This window comes from Paraburkholderia franconis (genome assembly GCF_009362735.1).
GTDB lineage: Bacteria > Pseudomonadota > Gammaproteobacteria > Burkholderiales > Burkholderiaceae > Paraburkholderia > Paraburkholderia franconis.
In genome coordinates, this window is record NZ_WHNP01000048.1 from 1 (window position 1) to 25,615 (window position 25,615).

General features: G+C 64.6%; 23 protein-coding genes. 11 read left to right on the plus strand and 12 right to left on the minus strand.

Annotation, left to right across the window (positions count from 1 at the left end; translation table 11 throughout):
* Nucleotides 1–258, plus strand: a 258-nt coding sequence (locus tag GCT13_RS33535) for an integrase core domain-containing protein (RefSeq protein ID WP_152760603.1), incomplete at its 5' end; no start/stop codon positions are given.
* 255 nt (nt 259–513) lie between these two features.
* Here GCT13_RS33535 and GCT13_RS33540 read toward each other — a convergent pair.
* On the minus strand, nt 514–1,035 hold the full coding sequence (locus GCT13_RS33540) for a hypothetical protein (RefSeq protein ID WP_152765766.1): 522 nt from the start codon (nt 1,033–1,035) through the stop codon (nt 514–516).
* A gap of 1,123 nt (nt 1,036–2,158) precedes the next feature.
* Between GCT13_RS33540 and GCT13_RS33545 the strand changes: the two genes are divergently transcribed.
* From GCT13_RS33545 to GCT13_RS33555, 3 genes are read left to right on the plus strand one after another with little or no spacing between them, the layout of a single operon-like run.
* Nucleotides 2,159–2,950, plus strand: a complete 792-nt coding sequence (locus tag GCT13_RS33545) for a PadR family transcriptional regulator (RefSeq protein ID WP_152765768.1) — start codon at nt 2,159–2,161, stop codon at nt 2,948–2,950.
* A 33-nt stretch (nt 2,951–2,983) separates the two neighbouring features.
* Nucleotides 2,984–3,802, plus strand: coding sequence for a siderophore-interacting protein (locus tag GCT13_RS33550; protein WP_152765771.1), 819 nt, complete (start codon nt 2,984–2,986; stop codon nt 3,800–3,802).
* Nucleotides 3,803–3,829: 27 nt separating this feature from the next.
* On the plus strand, nt 3,830–5,137 hold the full coding sequence (locus GCT13_RS33555) for an MFS transporter (protein ID WP_152765774.1): 1,308 nt from the start codon (nt 3,830–3,832) through the stop codon (nt 5,135–5,137).
* A gap of 19 nt (nt 5,138–5,156) precedes the next feature.
* Here GCT13_RS33555 and GCT13_RS33560 read toward each other — a convergent pair whose 3' ends face one another.
* Genes GCT13_RS33560 through GCT13_RS33570 form a run of 3 tightly spaced genes read right to left on the minus strand, consistent with a single transcriptional unit; the run spans nt 5,157 to nt 8,978 of the window.
* Entirely contained in the window at nt 5,157–7,391 is a 2,235-nt protein-coding gene (locus GCT13_RS33560) for a xanthine dehydrogenase family protein molybdopterin-binding subunit (protein WP_152765777.1), read from the minus strand.
* 23 nt (nt 7,392–7,414) lie between these two features.
* Nucleotides 7,415–8,416 (minus strand): FAD binding domain-containing protein, encoded by a 1,002-nt coding sequence (locus GCT13_RS33565; RefSeq protein ID WP_152765779.1) that lies wholly within the window; start codon nt 8,414–8,416, stop codon nt 7,415–7,417.
* 10 nt (nt 8,417–8,426) lie between these two features.
* Nucleotides 8,427–8,978 carry a (2Fe-2S)-binding protein gene (locus GCT13_RS33570; protein WP_152765782.1) on the minus strand — a complete coding sequence of 184 codons (552 nt, stop codon included), beginning with the start codon at nt 8,976–8,978 and terminating at the stop codon, nt 8,427–8,429.
* 294 nt (nt 8,979–9,272) lie between these two features.
* Here GCT13_RS33570 and GCT13_RS48665 point away from each other — a divergent pair, with 294 nt between their 5' ends.
* Nucleotides 9,273–9,476, plus strand: a complete 204-nt coding sequence (locus tag GCT13_RS48665; RefSeq protein WP_193727826.1) for a hypothetical protein — start codon at nt 9,273–9,275, stop codon at nt 9,474–9,476.
* A 74-nt stretch (nt 9,477–9,550) separates the two neighbouring features.
* Here GCT13_RS48665 and GCT13_RS33575 read toward each other — a convergent pair whose 3' ends face one another.
* From GCT13_RS33575 to GCT13_RS33600, 6 genes are all read right to left on the minus strand, one after another.
* A complete protein-coding gene (locus GCT13_RS33575; protein ID WP_152765785.1) occupies nt 9,551–10,699 on the minus strand; it encodes an enoyl-CoA hydratase/isomerase family protein in 1,149 nt (382 codons plus the stop codon).
* On the minus strand, nt 10,696–11,502 hold the full coding sequence (locus GCT13_RS33580) for an enoyl-CoA hydratase (protein ID WP_152765788.1): 807 nt from the start codon (nt 11,500–11,502) through the stop codon (nt 10,696–10,698). The genes GCT13_RS33575 and GCT13_RS33580 overlap by 4 nt, the downstream gene beginning before the upstream one ends.
* On the minus strand, nt 11,502–12,395 hold the full coding sequence (gene mmsB / locus GCT13_RS33585; protein ID WP_152765791.1) for a 3-hydroxyisobutyrate dehydrogenase: 894 nt from the start codon (nt 12,393–12,395) through the stop codon (nt 11,502–11,504). The genes GCT13_RS33580 and mmsB overlap by 1 nt, the downstream gene beginning before the upstream one ends.
* Nucleotides 12,396–12,765: 370 nt before the next feature.
* Complete coding sequence (locus tag GCT13_RS33590; RefSeq protein ID WP_152765794.1) at nt 12,766–14,295, minus strand: CoA-acylating methylmalonate-semialdehyde dehydrogenase; 1,530 nt, start codon at nt 14,293–14,295, stop codon at nt 12,766–12,768.
* Nucleotides 14,296–14,358: 63 nt separating this feature from the next.
* A complete protein-coding gene (locus GCT13_RS33595; protein ID WP_152765798.1) occupies nt 14,359–16,065 on the minus strand; it encodes an AMP-binding protein in 1,707 nt (568 codons plus the stop codon).
* A gap of 157 nt (nt 16,066–16,222) precedes the next feature.
* Nucleotides 16,223–17,356: an acyl-CoA dehydrogenase family protein gene (locus tag GCT13_RS33600; protein ID WP_152765801.1), complete on the minus strand. Its 1,134-nt coding sequence runs from the start codon at nt 17,354–17,356 to the stop codon at nt 16,223–16,225.
* Nucleotides 17,357–17,678: 322 nt separating this feature from the next.
* On the opposite strand from GCT13_RS33600, the gene GCT13_RS33605 reads away from it, so the two are divergent.
* The 6 genes from GCT13_RS33605 (at nt 17,679) to GCT13_RS33630 (ending at nt 24,010) form a co-directional block, all read left to right on the plus strand.
* Entirely contained in the window at nt 17,679–18,746 is a 1,068-nt protein-coding gene (locus GCT13_RS33605; protein ID WP_152765803.1) for an AraC family transcriptional regulator, read from the plus strand.
* 281 nt (nt 18,747–19,027) lie between these two features.
* On the plus strand, nt 19,028–20,560 hold the full coding sequence (locus GCT13_RS33610; RefSeq protein WP_152765806.1) for an NfeD family protein: 1,533 nt from the start codon (nt 19,028–19,030) through the stop codon (nt 20,558–20,560).
* Between the two features lie 91 nt (nt 20,561–20,651).
* Nucleotides 20,652–21,422, plus strand: a complete 771-nt coding sequence (locus GCT13_RS33615) for a slipin family protein (RefSeq protein WP_152765808.1) — start codon at nt 20,652–20,654, stop codon at nt 21,420–21,422.
* A 97-nt stretch (nt 21,423–21,519) separates the two neighbouring features.
* Nucleotides 21,520–21,771, plus strand: coding sequence for a DUF4148 domain-containing protein (locus tag GCT13_RS33620; RefSeq protein WP_090865054.1), 252 nt, complete (start codon nt 21,520–21,522; stop codon nt 21,769–21,771).
* A 530-nt stretch (nt 21,772–22,301) separates the two neighbouring features.
* Entirely contained in the window at nt 22,302–23,603 is a 1,302-nt protein-coding gene (locus GCT13_RS33625; RefSeq protein ID WP_152765811.1) for an NCS2 family permease, read from the plus strand.
* A 53-nt stretch (nt 23,604–23,656) separates the two neighbouring features.
* Complete coding sequence (locus tag GCT13_RS33630; RefSeq protein ID WP_152765814.1) at nt 23,657–24,010, plus strand: hypothetical protein; 354 nt, start codon at nt 23,657–23,659, stop codon at nt 24,008–24,010.
* Nucleotides 24,011–24,556: 546 nt separating this feature from the next.
* Here GCT13_RS33630 and GCT13_RS33635 read toward each other — a convergent pair.
* Together GCT13_RS33635 and GCT13_RS33640 are read right to left on the minus strand one after the other, a co-directional pair.
* Complete coding sequence (locus GCT13_RS33635; protein WP_152765817.1) at nt 24,557–24,847, minus strand: DUF1488 family protein; 291 nt, start codon at nt 24,845–24,847, stop codon at nt 24,557–24,559.
* 310 nt (nt 24,848–25,157) lie between these two features.
* Nucleotides 25,158–25,496 (minus strand): DUF2964 domain-containing protein, encoded by a 339-nt coding sequence (locus GCT13_RS33640; RefSeq protein WP_227747139.1) that lies wholly within the window; start codon nt 25,494–25,496, stop codon nt 25,158–25,160.
* Nucleotides 25,497–25,615: the final 119 nt, after the last annotated feature.

Genomic DNA, 25,615 nt, shown 5'->3' on the forward strand with positions numbered 1-25,615 from the left:
AAAGCATACGGCATGCGCTCATCCATGAGTCGACGTGGTGATTGCTGGGATAACGCGCCGACCGAAAGTCTGTGGGGTTCGCTGAAAGTTGCACGCCTGCACGGTCGACACTTCTCGACCAAACGTGCGGCAATGGACGAAGTGGTTGATTGGCTCAACTTTTATAACGCGCATCGGCTACACTCGACGCTCAATTACGTCAGCCCCATGACGTTCGAGAAGAACTGGTTCGCCGCTCAGCAAGGTGCGGCCGCATAAATCCCTCGGCTATGGGATTCGTGAAACAGGGGCAAGGTCACATCGATTCCTGTCTGAAAGTCAAGAAACTCGGCTACTTACGCCGCATCTGAGTCACTTCGACTATAACTTTGACAGATCATAGTGGGCCTTGGAGCGGCTGTTGTTCAGACCAGCCGCAATGACTGCTTTGTGGTCGAGGCGGACTAGCGCTCAACGACTGCTTTGGCCAACACGCTACCATCGGTCCATCCGACAGGTCCTGAAGGCGTGCGGTCACTGTTTGCTAACCGCATACGCCGCAGTACCGCTACCATCCCAAAGGAAGAAGAGCCGGCCTTGCTCCGAGTTGATATTATGTGTGTTGGGCAATAGCCTAGCCAAGATTGGCGGCTGATAAGCCAACGCCCCCGAACGTGCACGTGCCGCCGCAAAATGTTTTGCAAATCCTGATCCAACTGCGTCGCATCGAATCACGTCTGCCTCTTGACCATCGAGGAAACTGGACTTCCAAGATAGCGCGTCGACCGTCCCATCCGCGAGCAAGGTGCACCTGACCAGCTTTAACGGAATACGGGAATTTCCCGAGTCTTTAATCCAAAGAGAGAGGGATCCTGTGGCGCCATCTATTCCAACGTCTAGATGGTCCAGTTTCCAATGATCACCTGAAGATGCGACTACCGTGAAGCTGCCACTGGCGCTAGTGCCGAGTTCGCTGTTCGGTGGTTGTGTGGCACATCCGCACAACAATGATCCGCATGCAATCAGTGCTGCCAAAAAGATCGTATTCCAGTTCACAATTCGTTTTCCGTGTCATTAGTGCCTGAATGTCGCCGCCTACGTCAAGCGGCAAGGATCAGGTGCCGTTAAGCCGTTCGATGTGTCCGCTCAATCCCAATCCAACCCTCGCGCTTCAGGCGCTCGTAAGTTGTGTCGACCGATCTGATACGCATGGTCCCCGATGTCAGCGGGTTTCGGATAGCTGGCACTTGTTGAGTTGGCAAAGTCCCCGGAGTGCTGCCAACCGCAAATCGGCTTTACGGCAAGTGTGGCTACTTCTTGAACTGTGGTGAAGCCTCGCAGTGGGGGCGACGGCAACTTATGCGGCAATAAAATAGCCGAGTTTCCACTTTAGCCATCGTCCGCCCGTAATTTGCCGCGGCTACGCAGTTTCAGTTTTGGTGGGCGCGGCCAACGATTGACCCAAGGTCGATCCGGCGGCGCAGGTGATCGACGATGGTCGACAACGGTCAAGCAGGAAAGCTACGCTGGCCCCCCCTCTGGGAGCTACCCTTGGATCCTCGACCGTGTGGCAGGCGAGAGTGTCACGAGTGCAATGTCACTGATAGAGGGAACTACTCGTCGACTGCTCGAACGCCTAGACTGTCAGCAATTGGCTAATTTGCGGACGCAGAAGCCGCCCGACCCAAGGTCCGCGATGGCCGACAACTTGACTGTTGTTGCCGCGGCATCTCGCCAACCAATTTACGCAATAACGTCTTCCTCGGTCGGTCCCGCAGGCGTCTTGACTGGAAATGCCGCGCGCAGCGGCCTTCGCCTCCCCTAACAGGTCGCTTTCCCACAAGTCGAAGTGAGTAAGCCACCTTTCATAAAGACTACGCGCTTATTTGGTGACTGCGCATTGGCGCGGCATGACACGGCAGGAGAAAGCGGAGGATCGGCACTTGGTGTCGACGGCAAGGCGACATCCGCCGATGGGAACCGGAAGCCCATCTGTCAGTGTGAGATATCTTGCGTTGCACAATGAAAATTGGCGTTCCCGCAGACTTTGTTGCATCTGAACCGCCCTTCCCCGCTTCCCGCAGACTTTATTGTGCGCCGATAACAGCAAAATCGAGCTTGACGGATTATCTTTCGATATATATCTTAAGATACATCTTACGACACTCGGAGATGAACCATGCGTCATCACCATTCGCGCTTTTCACGCGAGTTCTCGCGCGACGGCGCATTCAGCCGCGATCCCTCGTTCTTCCACATTTACGAGCGCTTTCACGCGTTCTGGCATGCGATCGGCCGCCATCGCGGCGGCGGACGTCATGGCGGGCCGTTTGGCGGCGGTTCGTTCGGCGGCGGCTTCGGCGGCGGTCCGTTCAGCGGGGGCGGCGGGTTTGGCGGTGATGGCGACGGCTTTCCGCGCGGCCGCAAGTTCACGTCCGACGACCTGCAACTGCTGCTGCTCGCGCTGATCGACGAACGGCCGCGCCACGGCTACGAGCTGATCAAGGCGCTCGAAGCGCGCTCGAACGGCTTTTATGCGCCGAGCCCCGGCATGGTCTACCCCGCGCTCACGTATCTGGAAGAACTCGGCTATGTGACCGTGCAACTCGAAGGCAACCGCAAACGCTACTCGCTCGCCGACGCAGGCCGCGAATACCTCGCCGCGAACCGCGAGCGCGCCGATCTGATGCTCGCGAAGCTCGCGCACATCGCCCGCAAGATGGACTCGGTGCGCCGCGCGTTCGCGGGCGAACCGGGCGAAGCAGGCGACGATGCGCCGGGCGGCTGGCTGCCCGAGCTCACCGCCGCGCGCCGCGCGCTGAAAAACGCGCTGCTGTTGCGCGACAACGCATCGCCGGAAGAACAGCGGCGCATCGCGGCGATTCTCGCGCGCGCCACGGCCGAAATCGAAAGCAAGCCGCGCGAGAACGGCCGCACGGCGCCCGACACCGGTAACGGCGCCCCGGCCTGAACGATTCGGCCGACCACCTGGAGAGAACAACCTATGCAAGCAACCCGATCCGATCTGACGGTGACGCGCGTGCGTCATCCACTGAAATTTCGTCTGCTGCAAGTGAAGCGCGTCGAGACCGTCACGCCGCATCTGATCCGCGTCACGCTGACGGGCGACGATCTGCACGACTTCGCGTCGGCCTCGTTCGACGATCACGTGAAAGTGTTCTTCCCCGCTCCCGGCGAAGCGCAGCCGGCGATGCCGGAAGCAGGCCCCGACGGTCCTGTGTTTCCGGCCGGCCAGCCGCGCCCCGTCGCGCGTGACTTCACGCCGAAGCGTTTCGACCGCGACGCGCGCGAGCTCGAACTCGAATTCGCGCTGCACGAAGCCGGTCCCGCGACCGAATGGGCGACGCGGGCGAAGGCCGGGCAATGTCTGGGCGTCGGCGGGCCGCGTGGCTCGTTCGTCGTGCCGACGGGCTTCGACTGGCATCTGCTGATCGGCGACGATACGGCGCTGCCCGCGATCGGCCGGCGGCTCGCGGAATTGCCGCAACGCTCGCGCGTCGCGGCCGTGATCGAAGTGGCCGATCCGTCGGCGCGCATCGAATTCGACACGGCGGCCGATCTGTATATCGAATGGCGCTTTCGCAGCGAAGCCGCATATCGGGGCAGCGCGCTGCTGCAAGCCGTACGCGAAACGTTCCTGCCCGATGGCGACGGCTACGTGTGGGCCGCCGGCGAAGCAGCGACGATGCGCGCGGTCCGCTATCACCTCGTCAACGAGCGCGGCATCGACAAGTCGCGGATTCGCGCGTCGGCGTACTGGAAAGAAGGCGAGCAGGCCGTCCATGAAAACCTCGATGACTGACGCAATGCTTTTACCCGGAGCCGCCGGATGCGCCCACTGAACGAACCGAACGAACTGAACGGCCTGAACGAACTCGACAAAGGACGCGAGCGGCGCCTCCTGTGGCTGCTCGCGCTCACGCAATTCACGATCATCATGGACTTCATGGTGATGATGCCGCTCGGTCCGCAGATCATGCACGCGTTCCAGATTTCGCCCGCGCGCTTCGCGACGGCCGTGTCGGCGTACTCGTGGTGCTCGGGGCTGTCGGGCCTCTTCGCCGCGACGTACATCGACCGCTTCGACCGGCGGCGTCTGCTGCTCGCGATCTATGCGCTGTTCGCGCTGTCGAACCTGGGCTGCGCGCTCGCGCCGAACTATCCGCTGCTGCTCGCGGCGCGCGCGTTCGCGGGCATCACAGGCGGCGTGCTGGGTTCCGTCGTGATGGCGATCGTCGGCGACGTGATTCCCGTGTCGCGTCGCGGCGCCGCGACGGGCACGATCATGACGGCGTTCTCGCTCGCGGCGATCGCGGGCGTGCCCGCCGGCGTGATGCTCGGCGCGCATTTCGGCTGGGCCGCGCCGTTCGTGCTGCTGGTCGCGCTGTCGTGCGCGATCTGGCTCGGCGGTCTGCGCATCGTGCCGTCGCTGACCGCGCATCTGCAGCAGCAGCGCGCGCCGCTCGCGCAGGTGCTGCCCGATCTGTGGCGGCTCTTTGCGAATGCGCGTCACCTCAACGCATTCGCGCTGACGTTCGTCGTGATGATCTCGCACATGCTCGTGATCCCGTTCATCGCGCCGACGCTCGTCGCGAATCACGGCGTCGCGCCCGCGAACCTGTCGTGGCTGTACATGGCGGGCGGCGCGGCGACGTTCTTCACATCGCGCCGCGTCGGGGAGCTTGCGGATCGCTACGGCAAGAAGCAGGTGTTCCGTATTGCCGCGTTGCTGTCGGTGCTGCCCGTGCTGTTCGTCACGCATCTGCCCGATGTGCCGTTCTATGCGATGGTGCTGTTCTTCCCGTTCTTCATGGTCGCGATGTCGTCGCGGATGGTGCCGATGCAAGCGCTGCTCACGACCGTGCCCGCGCCGCAGACGCGCGGCGCTTTCCTGAGCGCGAACAGTGCCGTGCAGGCGATGGGCACGGGCTGCGGCGCGTGGTTCGGCGGCTTGCTGCTGTCGACGGACGCGCACGGACACATCGCCGGTTATGGCACTGCGGGCTGGCTCGCGACAGGGGGCGCCGTGTTTGCGTGCGCGTGGATCGGGCGCGTGAAGAGCGCGCGGGACGAGAAGAATGCAGCGGGCGTCGAGGCAGCGCCCGCCGCCAGGGCGGAGGTGGTTGGCGAGGCGTGAGCCCCGCGCCCCCTGACAGTTACGCCGCGCTGCCCAGCAAGTCCTCGATCATCACGGGCAGCTTGCGCACTCTGACACCCGTCGCATGATGCACGGCATCCGTGATGGCAGCCGCGATGCCCGCAAGCCCTATCTCCGCGATCCCGCGCGCGCCGAGTTCGTTGAACACGGGATCGGGGTAATCGAGAAACGTCACGTCCATCTCGGGCGCATCCGCATGCGATGCGACGATGTAATCGGCGAGATTGCTGTTGATGGGCGCGCCGTTTTGCGCGTCATACATCGTGTGCTCGAACAGCGCCATGCCGACGCCCATCACGACGGCCCCTTCGATCTGATTGCGCCCGGCGCGCGGATTCAGGATGCGCCCCGCGTCGATCACCGTGACCACGCGGCTCACGCGCAGCCGCGCGATTTCCGGCTGCCACGTCACCTCGGCGAAATGCGCGCCATACGAATAGATCGAATAGTCCTTCTTCAGCGGATCGTCGAAGCCGCCTTTCGCGCTGCCTCGGCCCGTCGCCGAATGCATTCTTGCCGCTTCCAGGATTTGCGCGAACGGCACGCCCTTTTCCGCCGTATCCGTCTTGCGATGCACACGCCCTGCGCTGAACGCGAGCGCGTCAGCCTTTTCGCCGTGAAACGGCGAATCGCCGATTGCGACGGCGCGCGCCAGCACCATGTCGGTCGCCGCGCGAGCCGCCTGCAACACAGCGGGAATCACGGAAGCCGTCGCCGCCGAACCGCCTGACACGGGCCCGAGCGGCAGCATCGTATCGCCGAGCCCGACTTCGATCTTGTCGAGCGGAATGCCCGTATGACCGGCGACCAGTTGCGCAAGAATCGTGTACGTGCCCGTGCCGATGTCCTGCGTGCCGCACACGACGCGCGCCGTGCCGTCCGCGCGCAGATCGACGGTCGCTTCCGCCGAAAAGCGCAGCCCAGGCCAGCCGCATCCGCCGACGCCCCAGCCGAGCGTCAGCCCGTCGCGCGTCATCGAACCGGGTGCGGGCGTGCGCTTCGCCCAGCCGAATTTCTCGGCGCCCGTCTTCAGACATTCGACGAAATGCCGCGACGAAAACGGCAAGCCCGTCGATTCGTCGACCTTCGGCTCGTTCATCAAACGAAACTCGACGGGATCGATGTCGAGCTTGCACGCCAGTTCGTTCATCGCCGATTCGAGCGCGTACAGTCCGGGCACCGCGCCCGGCCCGCGCATCGCCGTCGGCGAACCGACATTGCGCCGCGCAAGGCCCGAGCTCACGCGCAGATTCGGCACGCTGTACAGGAACGGCGTGATCTCGCCGCAGCTTTCCTGGTAGTCGTCGGCGATCGCGGTGTGGTTCAGGTAGTCGTGGCGAATCGACGTGAGCTTGCCGCTCCTGTCAGAGGAAAGACGCAGGCGCTGCTGCGTCGTTGGACGATGGCCGACATTCTGGAACATCATCTTGCGGCTCACGACGAGCTTGACCGGCCGCCCCGTGTGGCGCGACGCGGCCGCAGCGAGCAGCGTATGCGGCCACACCCACAGCTTGCCGCCGAAGCCCGAGCCGAGATAGCGCGAAATCACGCGCACTTTTTCTTTCGGCAGCCCGAGCATTTGCGTCAGCGTGCCCTGATGATTGGTGACGGCCTGCGTGGTCTCGTAGAACGTATAGCCCTCGCCGTCCCAGTGCGCGATGCTCGCGTGCAGCTCGATCGGGTTGTGCGTTTCGACGGGCGTCACATAGGTTTCATCGAGCTTCACTTCGCTTCGCTCGTATGCGGCGGCCGCATCGCCGCGCTCGCTTTCGGCGTGCAACTCGCCGCTCGCTTTCAGTTCGTCGCTGACGTCATACGGCGTCTGCTCGTAGCCGACCTTCACGGCCGCCGCGGCGGCGCTCGCCGCCTCGAACGTATCGGCGACGACGGCAGCCACATATTGACCGTAGTAGCGGACCACATCGTCGTCGAACGGCGGCCGCGCTTCGTCGACGAAGCCGTTGTCGATCGAATTGCCCGCGATACGATAAAAGCGGCCGATGTTGCCGCGATGCAGGATCATGCGCACGCCGGGCATCGCCTGCGCGGCGGCGAATTCGAGCGACGTCACGCGGCCGCTCGCAATCGTCGCGCAGACGGGCACCGCGTACAGCATGTCGGGCAAGTCGATGTCGGAGGTGTACTGCGCGCGTCCGCTCACTTTCAGCGGACCTTCGACGCGCGACTGCGGCTGCCCGAGCACGGACAGCAAGGATTCGGACACAGTGGACATGGAAGGAAGTCCTCGAAAAGGGATCAGACGGACTGCGTGACCTGCATGAGCGCATGAATCAGGCAGCGCCGCGCGAGCTCGATCTTGAAGCCGTTCTGGCTCTGCGGGTTCGCATCGGCGAGCGCGGCATCGGCGGCGCGCGCGAAGCTCGCCGCATCGGGGACGGCGCCCGCAAGCTCCGCTTCCGCCTGGATCGCATGCCAAGGCTTCGTGCCGACGCCGCCCAGCGCGACATGCGCGCGCGTGATGCGCCCGTCCGTCACGTTGACGACGACGGCCGCCGACACCAGCGCAAACTCATACGACGCGCGGTCGCGCAGCTTCAGATACAGCGAGCGGCTGCCCGGAATGGGCGGCAGCGTGACGTGCGTGACCAGATCGCCCGGTTCGAGGACGGTCTCGCGCTCAGGCGTATCGCCGGGCAGCAGATAGAAGTCGTCGATGGGCATGCTGCGCGCGCCCTTTGCGCCCTCGACTTCGATCGTCGCGCCGAGCGCCGTCAGCGCGACGTTCATATCGGACGGATTGGTGGCGATGCACGAGTCGCTCGTGCCGAGTATCGCCATCGTCCGGTTGAAGCCGGTGATCGCGGAGCAGCCCGAGCCGGGCACGCGCTTGTTGCACGGCATCGCGGTGTCGCGGAAATAGACGCAGCGCGTGCGTTGCAGCAGATTGCCGCCCGTGGTCGCCATATTGCGCAGTTGCGCCGACGCGCCCGCCAGCAGCGCCTGCGACAGCACCGCGTAAGGCTCGTGAACGAGCGGATGCATTGCGAGATCGGCGTTGCGCACCATCGCGCCGATCTTGATGCCGCCGTTGTCCGTCGTCTGGACGCGATCGAGCGGCAGCCGGCTGATGTCGACCACGCGGGCGGGCCGCTCGACATCGAGCTTCATCAGGTCGAGCAGCGTCGTGCCGCCCGCGAGAAAGCGCACGTGCGCGCCCTGCTGCGCCGTCTGCGAAGCGGCGCCCGCCGCGACGGCGTCGCGCACGTCGTTCGCGCGCGAGAGCTGAAAGAGTTCCATCGCGGTCTCCTCAGCGCTTGCCGCGCACGGTCTGGATGGCCGTCACGATGTTCTGATACGCGCCGCAGCGGCACAGGTTGCCGCTCATCGCTTCGCGCACGTCGGCGTCGTCCGGGCCGATGGCTTCGTCGAGCAGCGCGACGGCCGACATGATCTGGCCTGACGTGCAATAGCCGCACTGGTAGCCGTCGCATTCGACGAACGCGGCCTGCATCGGATGCAGCGCATCGGGCTCGCCGATGCCTTCGATCGTCGTAATCGTGTCCTCGGCGTGCGTCGCGGCCAGCGAGAGGCACGCGTTCACGCGGCGGCCGTTCACGTGCACGGTGCACGCGCCGCACTGGCCGTGATCGCAGCCTTTCTTCGTGCCCGTCAGATGCAGATGCTCGCGCAACGCGTCGAGCAGCGTCGTGCGCGGATCGAGCGACAGCGCGTACTGCGTGCCGTTCACGTTGAGTTCGACGGGAATCGCGACGGGTGAAACAGGCTGGCCTGGCTGCGCGGCGGCGTCCTGGCCGGCTTCCTGCTGGGTGACTTCGGGTCGGGTGAGAGTGTGGGGCATCGGGGCATCTCCATGTGGCAACCGGAACGGAGCGAGCGGAAGGAAGCTGTCGAATGCCTGATGGCGCAAGTCACGATCCTCGACGGTATCGCGGAACCGTGAAGCACCGATGGACAAGCGCAAAGTATAGGCGTCGATCCGCAAACGCGCCGATGGCGTGCCAATGCGGAACGCCGCGCTCCGGGCGGCGGGCGTCAACTTGAAACAGCGAGCAAGCGCGATGCCTGACAAGCGTCGAACGGCTGCTGCCGCCCTCGGTCATCGCCTTCCGTGTAGTCGATCGCCCATGAATAGGTGGGCTCCCCGACGCTACCTTTCAGCCAGCCGCCCTACCAGCCGATTTCCTGCGCCGACGCGCCTCGGGATGTCACCAATCCCGACGAACGGCCGTCGGGCGACGGCATTCTGCCGGGGCTCGTGTCGCTGTCGGCGTCGCACAGGTTCACGAAGCACTGGGCGGCGCGCGTCACGTGGAACCGCGTCGTGAACGCGCTATAGCTGCGATACCGATGTGCTGCTGGGCGGCATCGGCTATCGCTTCTGAACGCGCGGCACCGGATACGCAGCGAGACTCACGCCTGTTGCGCGCCGAGGTCCGCGAGGGGATGCGCATCCACGCGCCACGGCGACGCCAGGAATTGCCGCACGTGCTCGGGCCGCACTTCGGGGAGTGTCGCGGGCGCCCAGCGTGGCTTGCGGTCCTTGTCGACGAGATGCGCGCGCACGCCCTCGCTGAAATCGCCCTCTTCGATCGCGCGCGTGACGATGCCCAGTTCCATCCTGAAGCATTCGGCGAGCGTCATCTGACGGCCGCGCAGCAGCGCGTCGCGCGTGACGTACAGCATGGTCGGCGAATGCGACGTCATCGCGTCATACGTGGACTGCAGCCATTGACGCACCTCGCGCGGATGCTCGCGCTCCAGATCCTGGCGCAGCGTCGCGACGATGCGCTCAATGCCCGAGCGCCGGTCGAAGTGGCGCAGGATCAACTGCGCAAACGCGCCAAGGCCCGCGTGCGGCACGATGTTGCACGGAGGCTCGAACACCGTGCGCAGCGCGCGCATCAACTCGTCGGCGCTCGCGTCGGCCGTCGCGATGCGCAACAGGCGCTCCTCGAACGTATCGAGCCACTCGGACGGCACGCACAGATCGGCGAGACCGACATGCAGCGCTTCCGCGCCCGTGAGCGTCACGCCCGTCAGCCCGACATACAGTTCGACTTCGGCGGGCATCACGCTCAGAAAGCGCGTCGCGCCAACGTCGGGCAGGAAGCCGATACGCGTCTCCGGCATTGCCATCTTCGTGCGCTCGGTGACGATGCGCAGCCGCGCCGCCTGGCCGAGCCCCATGCCGCCGCCCATCGTGATGCCGTCGAGCAGCGCGACGACGGGCTTCGGGAACTGATGCAGCGCGTAATCGAGCCGGTATTCGTCGATGAAGAACTGCTGCCAGCCGCTTTCATTGCGCTCGCGCATCGCGTACAGCGCGCGCACGTCGCCGCCCGCGCAGAAACCCTTCGCGCCCGCGCCGCGCAGCACGACGGCGACGATCTCGCGATCGGTGCGGCAGCGCTCGATCAGCACGGCCAGCTCGCGCACCATCTCGTGCGACAGCGCGTTCAGCGCGGCGGGCCGGTTCAGCGTGACGATCGCGACGCGATTGACGACGCGAAACAGCACGTCCGGTTCGGCGGCCCGTTGTTGCTCGAGAACGGCGCTCATCGCTGCGACTCCTCGGATCGCTTCGCTTGCGCCGCTTGCCATTGCGGCGCACGCTTTTCGAGGAACGCGTTGACGCCTTCGCGCTGATCGGCGCCGTCGAACAGATCGACGAAGCGCTCGCGCTCGACGGCAAGCGCTGCTGCGCGCGGCACGCCGTTGCGCGCCTGCTGGATCAGCTCCTTGCTGAACGTGACGGCCTGCGGACTCAGGCCCGCGACGCGCGCAGCCATTTGCAGCGCGAACTCGCGCGCCGCGCCCTTCTCGACCACTTCTTCGACGAGACCGATGCGCAACGCGGTCGCCGCATCGACGCGCTCGCCCGTCAGCACGATGCGCTTCGCCCAGCCTTCGCCGACGAGCCACGGCAACGTCTGCGTGCCGCAGCCGCACGGCAGCAGCCCGACGGCCGTCTCCGGCAGCGCCATCACCGCATGCTGTTCGGCGACGCGGATATCGCACGCGAGCGCGCATTCGAGCCCGCCGCCCATCGCATAGCCGTTGATCGCCGCGATCACGACGGGCCGCGCGTTCTGCAATGCTTCGAACGCCGCGCCGAAGCGCGCGGCTGCGATGCGCGCGACTTCCTTGTTGCCGTCGGCGAACGTGTTGAGATCGGCGCCCGCGCTGAAGAACTTCGGGCCATCGCCGGTGATCACGACGGCGCGCACCTGCGCTTCGCCGTTCAGGCGCCCGATGATCCGCTGCAACTGCAACAGGCCTTCGGGCGTGAACGCGTTGGCGGGCGGGCGCTTCAACGTCAGCAGCACGACGCTGCCTTCATGCGCGTAGTCGAGTTCGATCATTACGCGTCCCCATCGTTGCGATACAGCTTGATCACCGCGGAAAAGTCGAGCTTGCCTGCGCCTTTCGTGCTCATCGTCTGATAGAGCTGCTGCGCGAGCGCGCCCAGATACACCGGTTGACGCGCGAGCTTCGCGGCGTCGGTGGCGAGGCCCAGGTCCTTGAGCATCAGATCGGTGCCGAAGCCGCCCGTGTAGCCGCGCGTCGACGGCGCCGTTTCGATCACGCCAGGGAACGGGTTGTACGTGTCCGAACTCCAGCAGCGGCCCGTCGACGTGTTGATGATGCCGCCCAACACCTTCGGATCGATGCCGAGCGCCTCGCCCAGCGCCATCGCTTCAGAGACGCCCGCCATCGTGATGCCGAGCACGAGGTTGTTGCAGATCTTCGCGACCTGTCCCGTCGACGTGTCGCCGCAATGGACGATGTTCTTGCCCATCGATATGAGGACTGGTTTTACCTGCTCGTAGACTTGTGCACTGCCGCCGACCATGAAGGTCAATGTGCCCGCTGCTGCGCCGCCTGTGCCGCCCGATACCGGTGCGTCCACGAACGCGTTGCCGTTTTCTTTCGCCAGTTCGGCGAAGGCTTTCACGCTGGCCGGGTCGATCGTGCTCGAATCGATGATCGTTACGTTCTTCGCGATGCCCGCGAGGATGCCCTCTTCGCCTGTCAGCACGGCTTTGACGTGTGCTGCTGCGGGGAGCATCGTGATGACTAGTTCGGCGTCGGTTGACGCGGCTTTCGGTGTTTTTGTTGCTGTCGCGCCTGCGTCCGTGAGTAATTGCACTGCGTGCGCGTTCAGATCAAACACGTTTAATGAGTGGCCCGCTTTCAGCAGGTTTAGCGCCATCGGCGCGCCCATGTTGCCCAGGCCTATGAAGGCGATTTTCATATGAAGTGTGTCCTTCTCTTTTGTCTGCGACGGCTGCTTTGCTGTGGTTCGCTATGCCTTTCGCGGGCATCCGCGATTGCGCCTCGCGGCGCGGGCGTTGCCCCTGTGCGGGGCGGCACTTACTTTCTTTGCCGCCGCAAAGAAAGTAAGCAAAGAAAGCGGGCTAACACCGCCAGTGCTTGACACTTACCCACGGGCTCTCAACGTCCCCATCCTTCACCCGGCAACGTCCTTGACCCGTGTTCGTTGCCATCGCACCGGTAGGTGCCTCACCAGCTTCACTCTCTTGCACCACGGCATGCGGCGTCGAAAATCTCGCCGCCCTATCGCTCAGTGAACAAGCGCCTATGCGTCGCAGACTTCAACAAAACTATTTGAGGCTGATCGTCGTATTCACACCGTCGCTCACGGTCGCGTCATCGAACCACCGCGCTGTCACCGTCTTCGTCTGCGTGTAGAACTGCACGACCTGCTTGCCATAGGGCCCGAGATCGCCGAGCTTCGAGCCGCGCGAGCCCGTGAAGCTGAAGAACGGCACGGGCACGGGAATCGGAATGTTGATGCCCACCTGGCCGATATCGATCTCGCTCTGGAACTTGCGCGCCGCCGCGCCGCTCTGCGTGAAAAGGCCAACGCCATTGCCCATCGGATTGCGGTTGACCAGCGCAATCGCATCGTCGAGCGTCGGCACCGTCATCACGCACAGCACCGGGCCGAAGATTTCCGTCCTGTAGATTTCCATCTCCGTCGTGACGTCGCCGAAGATCGTCGGGCCGATGAAGTTGCCGTCCTCATAGCCGGCCACCTTCACGTTGCGGCCGTCGAGCACCAGCTTCGCGCCTTCCTTCACGCCTGCTTCGATCAATCCGAGAATGCGCTGCTTCGCCGTGCGCGACACGACAGGCCCGACGTCTGTCTTCGGCTCGTGACCCGCGTTCACCTTCAGCGTCTTCGCCTTCTCGACGAGATCGGGCAGCCAGTCCTTCGAAGAACCCACCAGCACGATCACCGATGTCGCCATGCAACGCTGCCCCGCCGCGCCGAAGCCCGCGCCCGCCAGCGCGTTCAACGTCTGCTCGCGGTTCGCGTCGGGCAGCACGACGGCGTGGTTCTTCGCTCCCATCATCGATTGCACGCGCTTGCCGTGCTGGCTGCCCAGGTTATAGACATGCGTGCCCACGGCCGTCGATCCGACGAACGAGATCGCCTTCACGAGCTCATGCGTGCACAGCGCATCGACGACTTCCTTGCCACCATGTACGACGTTGAGCACGCCCTTCGGCACACCCGCTTCGAGCGCGAGTTCGACGAGCTGCATCGTCGACAGCGGGTCCTGCTCGGAGGGCTTCAGCACGAACGTGTTGCCGCAGACGATCGCCATCGGGAACATCCACAGCGGAATCATCGCGGGGAAGTTGAACGGCGTGATGCCCGCGCACACGCCGATCGGCTGGCGCAGTGTGTACGTGTCGACGCTGCCCGCGACGTTCTCCGCGAACTCGCCCTGCTGCAGCGTGCCGATCGAGCACGCATGCTCGACCACTTCGAGGCCGCGGAAGATGTCGCCCTCGGCATCGGGCAACGTCTTGCCCTGCTCGGCCGTCAGCGTCTTCGCGATGCGCGGCATGTGCTCGCGAATCAGCGCCTGGTACTTCAACATGATGCGCATCCGCGCGCCGATCGGCGTGTTTTTCCACGTCGCGAATGCGGCGTGTGCGGCACGGATCGCGGCGTCCACTTCGTCCTTCGTCGCGAACGGCACGCGCGCGAGCACCTGCTGCGTCGCCGGGTTCACGATGTCGCGCCACTCGGTCGCGTTCGATTCGACGAACTCTCCGTCGATCAGCAGCTTGACGGTGTCGACTTTCTGGCCTGCGACAGTCGTTGGAATTGCGCTCATGCTGAATGTCTCCTGAAATGAATATCGATCGGTGGCGTGCTTCAATTGCCGTTCAGTTGCCGCTCAGTTGCCGTTACCGTTACGCAACTCGGGGAAGTCCTCTTCCCAGTACTCGCCTGGCAGCCGCGCGGGCTCCGCCGTGCGCTCCAGTTCGCGGCGCCTCAGTTCGACGCGGCGGATCTTGCCGGAGATCGTCTTCGGCAGATCGCTGAATTGCAGGCGGCGAATGCGCTTGTACGGCGCGAGTTTTTCGCGCGAAAAGCGAAACACGTCGCGCGCCAGTTCGGGCCCCGCCTCGTAGCCCTGACGCACGGTAACGAACGCCTTCGGCACGGAAAGACGCAGCGGATCGTTGCTCGGCACGACGGCCGCTTCGGCGATCGCTTCGTGTTCGATCAGCACGCTTTCGAGTTCGAACGGACTCAGCCGGTAGTCCGACGACTTGAACACATCATCCGAGCGGCCCACGTACACGAGATAACCATCGTCGCGCCGCATCGCGACGTCGGACGTGTGGTAGTAGCCGTTGCGCATCGCGTGCTCGGTGGCCTTTGCGTTGTTCGCGTAGCCCGTCATCAGGCCGAGCGGCCGGTCCGTAAGCGGCAACGCGATTTCGCCTTCCGTCACGGGATGATCGTCGGCATCGACGAGCTCGACGCGATAGCCGGGCAACGCTCGCCCCATCGACCCCGGCACCACGGGCTGCCCCGGCGGATTGCCGATCTGGCAGGTGGTTTCCGTCTGCCCGTAGCCGTCGCGGATCATGATGTTCCAGGCATGCCGCACGCGCTCGATGATCTCCGGATTCAACGGCTCGCCCGCGCCGACGATCTCGCGCAGCTTCACGGGATACGACGCGAGCGGCTCCTGCACGAGCATCCGCCATACGGTCGGCGGCGCGCACAGCGTCGTGACGTTGCAGCGCACGAGCATGTCGAGCGTTTCCTTCGGCACGAAGCGCGCGAAGTTGAAGACGAACACGCACGCCTGCGCATTCCACGGCGCGAAGAAGCAGCTCCACGCATGCTTCGCCCAGCCCGGCGAACTGATGTTCCAGTGAATGTCGCCCGGTTGCAGGCCGATCCAGTACATCGTCGACAGATGGCCGACGGGATAGCTCTGATGCGTGTGCTCGACGAGTTTCGGCTTCGATGTCGTGCCCGACGTGAAGTACAGCAGCATCGGGTCGGCCGCGCGCGTGACGCCATCGGGCGTGAAGGAAGGCGATGCATCGTAAGCAGCGGCAATGTCCGTCCACCCTTCGCGCGGCGCGCCGACCGAGATGCGCGTGAGCTTCGCGTCGAGGCCGTCGAACTTGCCCGTCTCCGCGCTATCGACCACGACGAAATTCGCGCCGCCGATCTGCACGCGATCGCGCACGTCGTCAGGCGACAGTTGCGTGGTGGCGGGCAGCACGATCGCCCCGAGCTTCATCGACGCGAGCATCACGTCCCATAGCTCGGCGCGGTTCGGCAGCATCAGCAGCAGGCGGTCGCCGCGCGTGACGCCCAGGCCGCGCAGGAAATTCGCCATCCGCGACGAACGCTCCGACATCTGCGCATACGAAAGCTTGAGGCCCTCCTGCGCCGGATCGTCGACGATCCACAGCGCGGGATTGTCGTTGCCTCTCGCGACGACGTCGAAATAATCGAGCGCCCAGTTGAACTCTCCGAGTTCCGGCCATCGGAATTCGTTGTACGCGAGCTGATAGTCCGTGCGGTGGCGCAACAAGAAGTCGCGCGCGTCGAAAAAGCCTTGGGCTGCCGTCATCGTCGTCTCCATCATTGTCGTCCGGAGTTGGCGCTTTAGCTGTCGGCCGGAGTCAGTGCTTTAGCACTTACTCCAGCCCCATGCAGAGCACTTACTCCCGTCCCATGCAAAGCTGGTCGTCTGCGCGGGTGCGCTCTATGGGCGGTTTATTCTGCGCTCAAACGTGCCGCGCGATAACCATTCTTTGTACTTCGCTCGTGCCTTCGTAGATCTGCGTGATGCGGGCATCGCGATAGTGCCGCTCGACGGCGTAGTCTTCGAGGTAGCCGTAGCCGCCGTGAATCTGGATCGCCTTCGAGCAGACCTCTTCGGCCACTTCCGATGCGTACAGCTTCGCCTGCGATGCCTCCGACAGACACGGCCGGCCCGCGCTCCTCAGCCGCGCCGCGTGATGCACGAGCAGGCGCGCGGCGTTCAAACGCGTGGCCATGTCGGCGAGCATGTTGGCGATGGTCTGATGCTCCTTTAGCGCCTTGCCGAACTGGATGCGCTCGTTCGCATACGCGCGGGCTGCATCGAACGCCGCGCGCGCAATGCCGATCGCCTGCGCCGCGATGCCGATGCGCCCGCCCTCCAGATTCGACAGCGCAATGCGCAGCCCCTCGCCCGGCGCGCCGAGCAGGTTCGCTTCGGAGACAGCGCAATCGTCGAGCGAGATCGGGCATGTGTCCGACGCGCGAATGCCGAGCTTGCTCTCCGGGCGGCCGACGTTGAAGCCCGGCGTATCCGTCGGCACGATGAAGGCCGAGATGCCGCGCTTGCCCGCATCGGGATCGGTGACGGCGAACACGATCGCGATGCCGGCGCGCGAGCCGTTCGTCACAAACTGCTTGCTGCCGTTGAGCACCCACTGTCCGTCGTGCAGCGCGGCGCGCGTGCGGATGTTGTTCGCTTCGCTGCCCGCGTGCGGTTCGGTCAGGCAGAACGCGCCGATGCGCTTGCCCGTCGCAAGATCGGCGAGATAGCGGTCTTTCTGCGCGTCGGTGCCGAAGTTGAGGATCGGGCCGCAGCCGACCGAGTTGTGCACGCTCATCAGCGTCGCGCAGGCCGCGCAGCCGGCGGCGATCTCTTCGAGCGCGAGCGCATAGGCGATGTAGTCGGTGTAGGAGCCGCCCCATTCGGGCGGCACGATCATGCCGAGAAAGCCCAGCTCGCCCATCTGCGTGACGACGTCGGCGGGCAACTGGCCGTCGCGGTCCCATTGCGCCGCGTTGGGCGCAAGGCGCTCGGCCGAAAAGTCGCGCGCCGCGTCGCGGATCATCCGTTGTTCGTCGGTATAGAACTCGTCCATGTGTGCCCCTTGCGTCTCCGTGTGCTTCTCTGTGTTCTTTGTTGCGCCTGCTTCATGGCTCTTGCGTGGCTCTTGCGGCGCGACTGTCGGGACCCAGTGTAGGCGTGGCGCGAGCGCGATTCGATGCCGCGTCCGATCAATCTGCGTGAGCGCATTTGCCATATCGTGACATCGGCTGCGGCCCTGATGCGGCAAAATGACGGTTTTCGCGGCCGTATCCAGAGATCGAAGTGAGCGGATTTACCAGATGCATGCATCGACGTAACCCATCGATCCGGCTTCGAAACACCCCCCTCCAGGCTACGCAAGGACCCATGACGGGATGAAAGCAGAAAGAGGCACGATCTCCGTGAGCCTCGTCGAAGAGACGCTGGCGCTCGCTCGCGCGCGCGGACTCGATGTGTTGCCGATCGTCGAGGCGGCGGGCATCGCGCCGCAGATGCTCGCGAGCGCGAAAAGCCGCGTGACGCCCGCGCAATACGGCGCGCTGTGGGCCAACATTGCCCGCGCGCTCGACGATGAATTCTTCGGCCAGGACACGCACGCGATGAAAAGCGGCAGCTTCATCGCGATGACGCAAATGGCGCTGACGGCCCGCAGCGGCGGCCAGGCGCTCACGCGCGCCGTTGGCTTCATGCGGCTTGTGCTCGACGACCTGTCCGCGCAGATCAGCAAGCACGACGACCGCGTGCGCCTCGCGTTCGTCCATCGCGACGGCGCGCCGCAGCCCGCCATGTTTGCGTATGCAACGTACTTCATTCTCGTCTACGGCCTCGTGTGCTGGCTGGTCGGGCGGCGCATCCCGCTGATCGAGGCGCGCTTTCGCTGCGCGGAGCCGCCCGCCGCCCACGAATACCGTCTGATGTTCTGCGACGACCTCGCGTTCGAACAAGGCGAGTCGTATGTCGATCTCGCGCCGGACTTCCTCGAACTGCCCGTCGTGCAGACGACGAAGTCCGTTAAGCCGTTCCTGCGCGACGCGCCCGCGAGCTTCATCATCAAGTACCGCAATCCCGGCTCGCTCGCGGCGCGGGTGCGCAAGACGCTGCGCGCGCTGCCGATGTCCGCGTGGCCGGGCTCGGGTGAAGTGGCGCAGCGGCTGAATCTCGCCGAGGCGACGATGCGGCGGCATCTGAAGCAGGAAGGCTATACGTATCAGTCGATCAAGGACGACCTGCGGCGCGACATCGCAATCGCGGCTTTGCAGCGCGGCGGGCAGCCAATCGCCGAGATCGCCGCGACGCTCGGGTTTGCGGAGCCGAGCGCGTTTCACCGCGCGTTTCGCAAATGGACGGGGATGCGGCCCGCCGATTACCGCGCGGCGAACGCGCTCGCCCAGGCCGCGAACGCGGGTATGTCCCGTCGGGCGGAACGGGCGGAATCCGACTAAGCTTAAGACAGGCCAGCCCTTTCAGGCCGGGGCGCTGCACGACATACGTCGCGGCGCGCCGGCCGCCGACAATGAGAACGTACCGGCTTCTCCCGTCCCGGCAAGCGGGTTCATGGCGCGCGCCGATCCGCGCGCGCCTCGCGCAAGGCACGGCGTACGGCGCCTCGACGGCGGCCGCCGCATGCGCAGCATTGGCTTGCGGCCCGAGCGTCGCATCGCGTTTTGCCGGTTCCGTCGGATGCCGCGTTGCATATTGCATCGCCCGTCGCGCTGTGTGTCGCATGTGCCGCACGCTGGCGCGCCGGATCGCCCTGCTCGCGCTCGCGTTCTGCGCCGCCGTATCGCTCGTCCGACCGGCCGATGCCGCGCAAGCAGCCGTCACGCCCGGCAGCGTGTTCGTGATTCCCGTCGCGGGCGCGATCGGCCCCGCGACCGCCGACTTCATCGTGCGTGGACTTTCCCGCGCCGCCGACGACCACGCGCAACTCGCGATCCTGCAACTCGATACGCCGGGCGGCCTCGATACGTCGATGCGGCAGATCATCAAGGCGATTCTCGCTTCGCCTGTGCCCGTCGCGACGTATATCGCGCCGGGCGGCGCGCGCGCCGCGAGCGCGGGCACCTATATCACGTATGCGAGCCACATCGCGGCGATGGCGCCGGGCACCAATCTCGGCGCCGCGTCGCCGGTGCAGTTGGGGATCGGCGGACAGGAAGCGCCGAAGCCGGGACAGACACCCGCCATGCCAGGCGAAAAGCCCGCTTCCGGCGCGAGCGCCGCGAGCGACGGCGCCGCGCCGGGCGCGCTTGCGCTCGACAGCCAGTCGACGGAACTGCGCAAGCAGCTTCACGACGCCGAAGCCTATATCCGCGGGCTCGCGCAATTGCGCGGCCGCAACGTGGAATGGGCCGAGCGCGCGGTGCGCGAAGCGGTGAGCCTGTCGGCGCACGACGCGCTCGACCAGAAAGTAGTCGACTTCATTGCGCGCGACATCCCCGATCTGATGAAGCAGGTGGACGGCCGCACGTACGAGACGTCCGCGGGCGCCAAGCGCCTGTCGACGGCTCATGCGCCCATCGTCACGCTCCAGCCGGACTGGCGCAGCCGCTTCCTCGCCGTCATCACCGATCCCAACGTGGCCTTGATCTTGCTGATGATCGGCATGTATGGCCTCTTCTTCGAATTCTCGAATCCGGGCTTCGTGCTGCCGGGCGTGGCGGGCGCCATCAGCCTGCTGCTCGGCCTCTTCGCGCTGCAACTGCTGCCCGTCAACTACGTCGGCCTGAGCCTGATCTTCCTCGGCCTCGCGTTCCTGATCGCCGAAGCGTTTCTGCCGACCTTCGGCACGCTCGGCTTCGGCGGCATCATCGCCTTCGTGATCGGCGCTCTGATGCTGATCGACACCGACCTGCCCGGCTACGGCATTCCGCTGCCGATGATCGCCGCCGTCGTGGTGTTCAGCGTGCTCTTCATCTTCGGCGTCTCGGGGATGGTGCTGCGCGCGCGGCGGCGGCCCGTCGTGACGGGCGCGGAGGCGATCATCGGCAGCGTCGGCGTGGTGCTCGACGATGGCCTTGTCGCCGTCGGCGAAACGGACGCAAGGACGGAATCGTCAAGAGACAGCCTGTTGCACGGCGAGCCCGAGCGCGTCGGCTGGGCGCGCGTGCATGGCGAGCGCTGGCGCGTAAGCAGCACCGCGCCGCTTGCGGCGGGCAACGCCGTGCGCGTCACCGGGCGGCGCGGTCTCACGCTCACTGTCGTCCCCGCTGGCGATATCCCTCAACCGCAATCGTCTCGCATGGGACCCGGGTAAGTGCTCTGCATGGGGCTGGAGTAAGTGCTAAAGCGCTAACTCCAGCCGACAGCTCGAGCGCCCGCTCTGGTCGACAAAAAGGAGAACGCACATGATCGGTTTCACCTTCGGCTTCGGCAGCATCCTGATCCTGCTCGCAATCGTGCTGATTGCCTCGTCGGTACGCATCTTTCGCGAGTACGAACGCGGCGTCGTGTTCATGCTCGGACGCTTCTGGAAGGTCAAGGGTCCGGGCCTCGTGCTGATCATTCCTGTCGTGCAGCAGGTCGTGCGCATGGATCTGCGCACCGTCGTGTTCGACGTGCCGCCGCAAGACGTGATCACGCGCGACAACGTGTCGGTCAAGGTGAATGCCGTCGTGTACTTTCGCGTCGTCGATCCGGAGCGCGCGGTGATCCAGGTCGCGCGCTACTTCGAGGCGACCAGCCAGCTATCGCAGACCACGCTGCGCGCCGTGCTCGGCAAGCATGATCTCGACGAGCTGCTGTCCGAGCGCGAGCAGCTGAACACCGACATCCAGCGCGTGCTCGATGCGCAGACGGATGCGTGGGGCATCAAGGTATCGAACGTCGAGATCAAGCACGTGGACATCAACGAGACGATGATCCGCGCGATTGCGCGCCAGGCGGAAGCCGAACGCGAACGGCGCGCGAAGGTCATCCATGCCGAGGGCGAGTTGCAGGCATCGGAGAAGTTGCTGCAGGCCGCACAGATGCTTGCGCGACAACCGCAGGCGATGCAGCTGCGCTACTTGCAGACGCTGACGACGATCGCCGCCGACAAGAATTCGACCATCGTGTTTCCGCTGCCCGTCGATCTGTTGACGGCCGTGCTCGACCGGATGGGCAAGCCGTCCCATTGACTCAAGGCATGCAACGGTTCATTTCACTTGCGAAACTTACCTATCGGGGATGCAGAACCTAAAATAAACAGGTCATCCTAACTTTTCAGGCCCTGCCATGAAGCTGATTCCTCGTATGGTTCTGGGTGCGCTCGTCGGCGCGGTATGCGTGTCGTCCGCGCTCGCACAAACATCGCGTGTCTATGACCAGAACAAGCCCAAGACGCGCGCTGAAGTCAAAGCCGATCTGATCGAATGGCGCAATGCCGGCTACGATCCGCTCGACTGGATCAACTATCCGTCCAATGCGATCGCGGCGGGACGCATCGTCGCTCAACGCCGCGCGCAGGCACAAGGCGTGCAGCAGTAAATACAGCAGTAGTTACAGCGCTAGTGCGCGACAACCGGATGCGATGCGTGGCGCGTCTTCGGCGACGCATGCCACGCGTTGCACCGTGACATCCCCATTGTCGATGCCACGATGCGCAACGCCCGGCGCAACATGCCGTGGACGTTCATTCCCCCTTCCCTTGCTGCGATTCCCTTGTAATCCGACCTGACGCGCCGCGTCAGGTATCATCACGCCCCTTCGCTACAGAAAGTCACCTTTGAGCATTGCTGGCCGCGAAGCGGACTGGGGCGGGCATGCCGCACGCTCACGCCGCGAGTGTTGCATGCGCTCAGCGCGTGCGCGCCGCCAATGCGGCAATGGCGCACCAATCGTGATTAAATCCGCCCGTGGCGGCCCGACGGCCCGGATACGTCGGCTCCCCCTGGAGCCGCGGTCGTGCCTGTGCACGACGCCGTCGGTCGGCTGAAAAGAGCGTGAAAAGAAGCGGAAATCGAAGCGGTACGACAAGCAGTTACGAACGACATTTCACACGACGAGAGACTCGGCTCATGGACTCCGTAAAACGGTATTTCGGCTTTGACGAAGCAGGCACGAACCTGCGCGTGGAAGTGCTGGCAGGCATCACCACGTTCCTCACAATGGCCTACATCATCTTCGTCAATCCGGCGATCCTCGGCGACGCGGGCATGCCGAAAGACTCCGTGTTCGTCGCGACCTGCCTCGTCGCGGCGCTCGCGTCGCTGATCATGGGCCTCTATGCGAACTACCCGATCGCCTGCGCGCCCGGCATGGGTCTCAATGCGTACTTCGCGTATACGGTCGTCAAGGGCATGGGCTTCTCGTGGCAGGCCGCGCTCGGCGCCGTGTTCATCTCGGGGTGCCTGTTCCTGATCGTCACGCTCTTCCGGGTGCGCGAAGTGATCGTCACGGGCATTCCGCATTCGATCCGCATCGCGATCACAGGCGGCATCGGTCTCTTTCTCGCGATCATTTCGCTGAAGACGGCGGGCATCGTGACGGGCAATCCGGCGACGCTCGTGACGCTCGGCAACCTGCACGATCCGCACGTGGTGCTCGCGATCATCGGCTTCTTTGCGATCGTCACGCTCGACCATCTGCGCGTGCGCGGCTCGATTCTGATCGGCATCGTCGGCGTGACGATCCTGAGCTTCTTCTTCGGCGGCAACGAGTTTCACGGCATCGTATCGACGCCGCCGTCGATCTCGCCGACGCTCTTCCAGCTCGACATCAAGGCCGCGCTGTCGACGGGCGTGCTCAACGTGATTCTGGTGTTCTTCCTCGTCGAGCTGTTCGACGCGACGGGCACGCTGATGGGCGTCGCGAATCGCGCGGGGCTGCTCGTGCACGGCAAGATGCACCGCCTGAACCGCGCGCTGATGGCAGACAGCGCGGCCATCCTGGCGGGCTCGATGCTGGGCACGTCGTCGACGACGGCTTACATCGAAAGCGCATCGGGCGTGCAGGCCGGCGGCCGCACGGGCGTGACGGCGATCACGGTCGCCGTGCTGTTCCTGCTCGCGCTCTTCTTCGCGCCGATCGCGGGCGTCGTGCCGGGTTACGCGACGGCGCCGGCGCTGCTCTACGTGTCGTGTCTGATGCTGCGCGAAATGGCCGACCTGCCCTGGGACGACGCGACGGAAGTCGTGCCCGCCGCACTCACCGCGCTGCTGATGCCGTTCACGTACTCGATTGCGAACGGCGTCGCGTTCGGCTTCATTTCGTATGCGGGGCTCAAGCTGCTGACGGGCCAGGCGCGTCAGGTGAAGCTCGTCGTGTGGATTATCGCGGCTGTGTTTTTGTTCCGGTTTTTTTATCTGGGATCGGAGTAGGGTCGACGCTGGCGCGTGCTGTTTGATGGGGTTGGGTCTGCGGTTATTTTGGCTTGCCGCTGGCATTCGCGATTGCGTTGCGATTTCAGCGTGCCGCTGGCATCCGCGATTGCGTGGCTATTTCCGCGTGCCGCTGGCATCCGCGATTGCGTGGCTATTTCCGCGTGCCGCTGGCATCCGCGATGCGCCTCGCGGCGCGGGCGTTGCCCCTGTGCGGGGCGGCACTCACTTTCTTTGCCGCCGCAAAGAAAGTAAGCAAAGAAAGCGGGTTCACACCGCCAATCCTTGACCTTTACCCACGAGCTCTCAACGTCCCCATGCTTCGCGCTGCAGTGTGCTGGCTTATGTTCGTTGCCAACATTCTGGCTAAACGTCTCACCCGCTTCATGCACGCGCGGTACAGCTAAGGGCATCGAACGCTTCAGCGCCGCATGTCGGTAGTGAATGTGGATTGCTGTGTCGTACAGGACGCCGCCCGCACGATGCGGCGTATCGCGTAGCGCGGGTGTCCTGTGTGGTGCGAATGCCTACACACAGTTTGCCGCAAAGGGGCGCGGGAATGTTCGATGTCGCGGGCCGCGATGCAGGTGCATGAAGCAGGTGAGGCCTCGAATAAACGCGCTGGCAATGCGCATGAGATATCACGCTGCCGCATGAACGATGGGGACGCTGAGAGCCCGTGGGTAGATGTCAAGCACTGGCGGTGTGAGCGGCTTTCTTCTGCCTACTCTTCTTTGCCGCGGCAAAGAAGAGTAGGTGCCGCCCCGCACAGGGGCAACGCCCGCGCCGCAAGGCGCAGTCGCGGATGCCAGCGGCACGCGGAAATAGCCACGCAGTCGCGGATGCCAGCGGCACGCTGAAATACCCACGCAATCGCGAATGCCAGCGAAAACAAAGGCAAACCAAAGGAGCGTCGCAGACACAAAACGAAAAAAGCCCGCAGCGCCGCTGCTCTAATTCCGCCAATTCGCTTCGTAAAAGCGAACATACCCGCTACGCAACACGACACACTGCGCGCCCGTCTCGGACAACAAACGTCGCGTGGCCGCTTCGATGCGATCGCGGTGCGTCGAGAACGCGCCGATCATGTCTTCGATACGCGGCGAGGCCGCGCCGAAATGGTCTTCGAGCGCCTCGGCGGTAATCATGCATTCCACCCTTTGCCCATCGACCATAGCCGGAAACGCCAGTGTCAGCTCGCGCCCCGAGTACTCAGGGGCTTCTTTCGGGAAAATGATCTGCATGGGAACACCTTGGATGGACGACATCGCCGAGGGCCGCGCGTGCCCCTGTTCATGCCTCCGTTATGGATCGCAGCGCGGGCTGTCAATCAGGAACGCACGCCGTTATCGCGCGCGCCCCAGTTGATCTCAACACTGTAGACGACCTGCGGCCGCCCGCAAGTTTTGTTACGCCACACGCCAGCATGGCGCCGCCACGCACCGCGAACCGGCATTTGATCGGCTCGACGGTACGCTCGATGGGCTATGCGAACCGAGGGAAAGTCCCTGCGCACAAACCCTGGGCAATGCGGCACTGCAGCGCAAATACGCGCTAGAACTGGCTCGGCAGATGATGATGGTGTTCGTGCGGCCCGCTGTCGTCGGCGGGATGATCGGGCGGCGTCTTGCCCGGCAGATCGCGCGGCCACAGCGTGAGCATCGTGACGCAGCCGACGATGCCGATCGCAATCGCGATCACGCCCGTCCAGACCTCGCGATCCAGGTAGTACAGCGAACCATGGATCGACAACCCGATGCCCCCTAGCGCGATGAAGATCGCAAGCGTGGCGAGGACGACTCTCAACTCCATGCGCACCATGACGTTCTCCTCGAACTGGCGCTGGCCGGGGCGATCGTTGATAGCCCCGTGCGGCACGCGGCGCGAACGCATGCCATTTACGATGATTGCACTTCTGCGCAGGAAGGCAAGCGAAACACGCGCCGTGCGTCCTCCTGTAAGATGAACCGGCATGCGTCGGCGCGCACGCGCGGTTGCAGCAGATGCGCCGA

Excerpts from the sequence above, each read along its gene's own strand:
- GCT13_RS33590 (WP_152765794.1), bottom strand. The coding sequence starts at position 14,295 with ATGAGCGCAATTCCAACGACTGTCGCAGGCCAGAAAGTCGACACCGTC.
- GCT13_RS33605 (WP_152765803.1), top strand. The coding sequence starts at position 17,679 with ATGAAAGCAGAAAGAGGCACGATCTCCGTGAGCCTCGTCGAAGAGACG.
- GCT13_RS33625 (WP_152765811.1), top strand. The coding sequence starts at position 22,302 with ATGGACTCCGTAAAACGGTATTTCGGCTTTGACGAAGCAGGCACGAAC.
- GCT13_RS33620 (WP_090865054.1), top strand. The coding sequence starts at position 21,520 with ATGAAGCTGATTCCTCGTATGGTTCTGGGTGCGCTCGTCGGCGCGGTA.
- GCT13_RS33565 (WP_152765779.1), bottom strand. The coding sequence starts at position 8,416 with ATGGAACTCTTTCAGCTCTCGCGCGCGAACGACGTGCGCGACGCCGTC.
- GCT13_RS33640 (WP_227747139.1), bottom strand. The coding sequence starts at position 25,496 with ATGCGTTCGCGCCGCGTGCCGCACGGGGCTATCAACGATCGCCCCGGC.
- GCT13_RS33545 (WP_152765768.1), top strand. The coding sequence starts at position 2,159 with ATGCGTCATCACCATTCGCGCTTTTCACGCGAGTTCTCGCGCGACGGC.
- GCT13_RS33550 (WP_152765771.1), top strand. The coding sequence starts at position 2,984 with ATGCAAGCAACCCGATCCGATCTGACGGTGACGCGCGTGCGTCATCCA.
- GCT13_RS33615 (WP_152765808.1), top strand. The coding sequence starts at position 20,652 with ATGATCGGTTTCACCTTCGGCTTCGGCAGCATCCTGATCCTGCTCGCA.
- GCT13_RS33555 (WP_152765774.1), top strand. The coding sequence starts at position 3,830 with ATGCGCCCACTGAACGAACCGAACGAACTGAACGGCCTGAACGAACTC.
- GCT13_RS33635 (WP_152765817.1), bottom strand. The coding sequence starts at position 24,847 with ATGCAGATCATTTTCCCGAAAGAAGCCCCTGAGTACTCGGGGCGCGAG.
- GCT13_RS33570 (WP_152765782.1), bottom strand. The coding sequence starts at position 8,978 with ATGCCCCACACTCTCACCCGACCCGAAGTCACCCAGCAGGAAGCCGGC.
- mmsB (WP_152765791.1), bottom strand. The coding sequence starts at position 12,395 with ATGAAAATCGCCTTCATAGGCCTGGGCAACATGGGCGCGCCGATGGCG.
- GCT13_RS33580 (WP_152765788.1), bottom strand. The coding sequence starts at position 11,502 with ATGATCGAACTCGACTACGCGCATGAAGGCAGCGTCGTGCTGCTGACG.
- GCT13_RS33560 (WP_152765777.1), bottom strand. The coding sequence starts at position 7,391 with ATGTCCACTGTGTCCGAATCCTTGCTGTCCGTGCTCGGGCAGCCGCAG.
- GCT13_RS33600 (WP_152765801.1), bottom strand. The coding sequence starts at position 17,356 with ATGGACGAGTTCTATACCGACGAACAACGGATGATCCGCGACGCGGCG.
- GCT13_RS33575 (WP_152765785.1), bottom strand. The coding sequence starts at position 10,699 with ATGAGCGCCGTTCTCGAGCAACAACGGGCCGCCGAACCGGACGTGCTG.
- GCT13_RS33595 (WP_152765798.1), bottom strand. The coding sequence starts at position 16,065 with ATGACGGCAGCCCAAGGCTTTTTCGACGCGCGCGACTTCTTGTTGCGC.
- GCT13_RS33610 (WP_152765806.1), top strand. The coding sequence starts at position 19,028 with ATGTGCCGCACGCTGGCGCGCCGGATCGCCCTGCTCGCGCTCGCGTTC.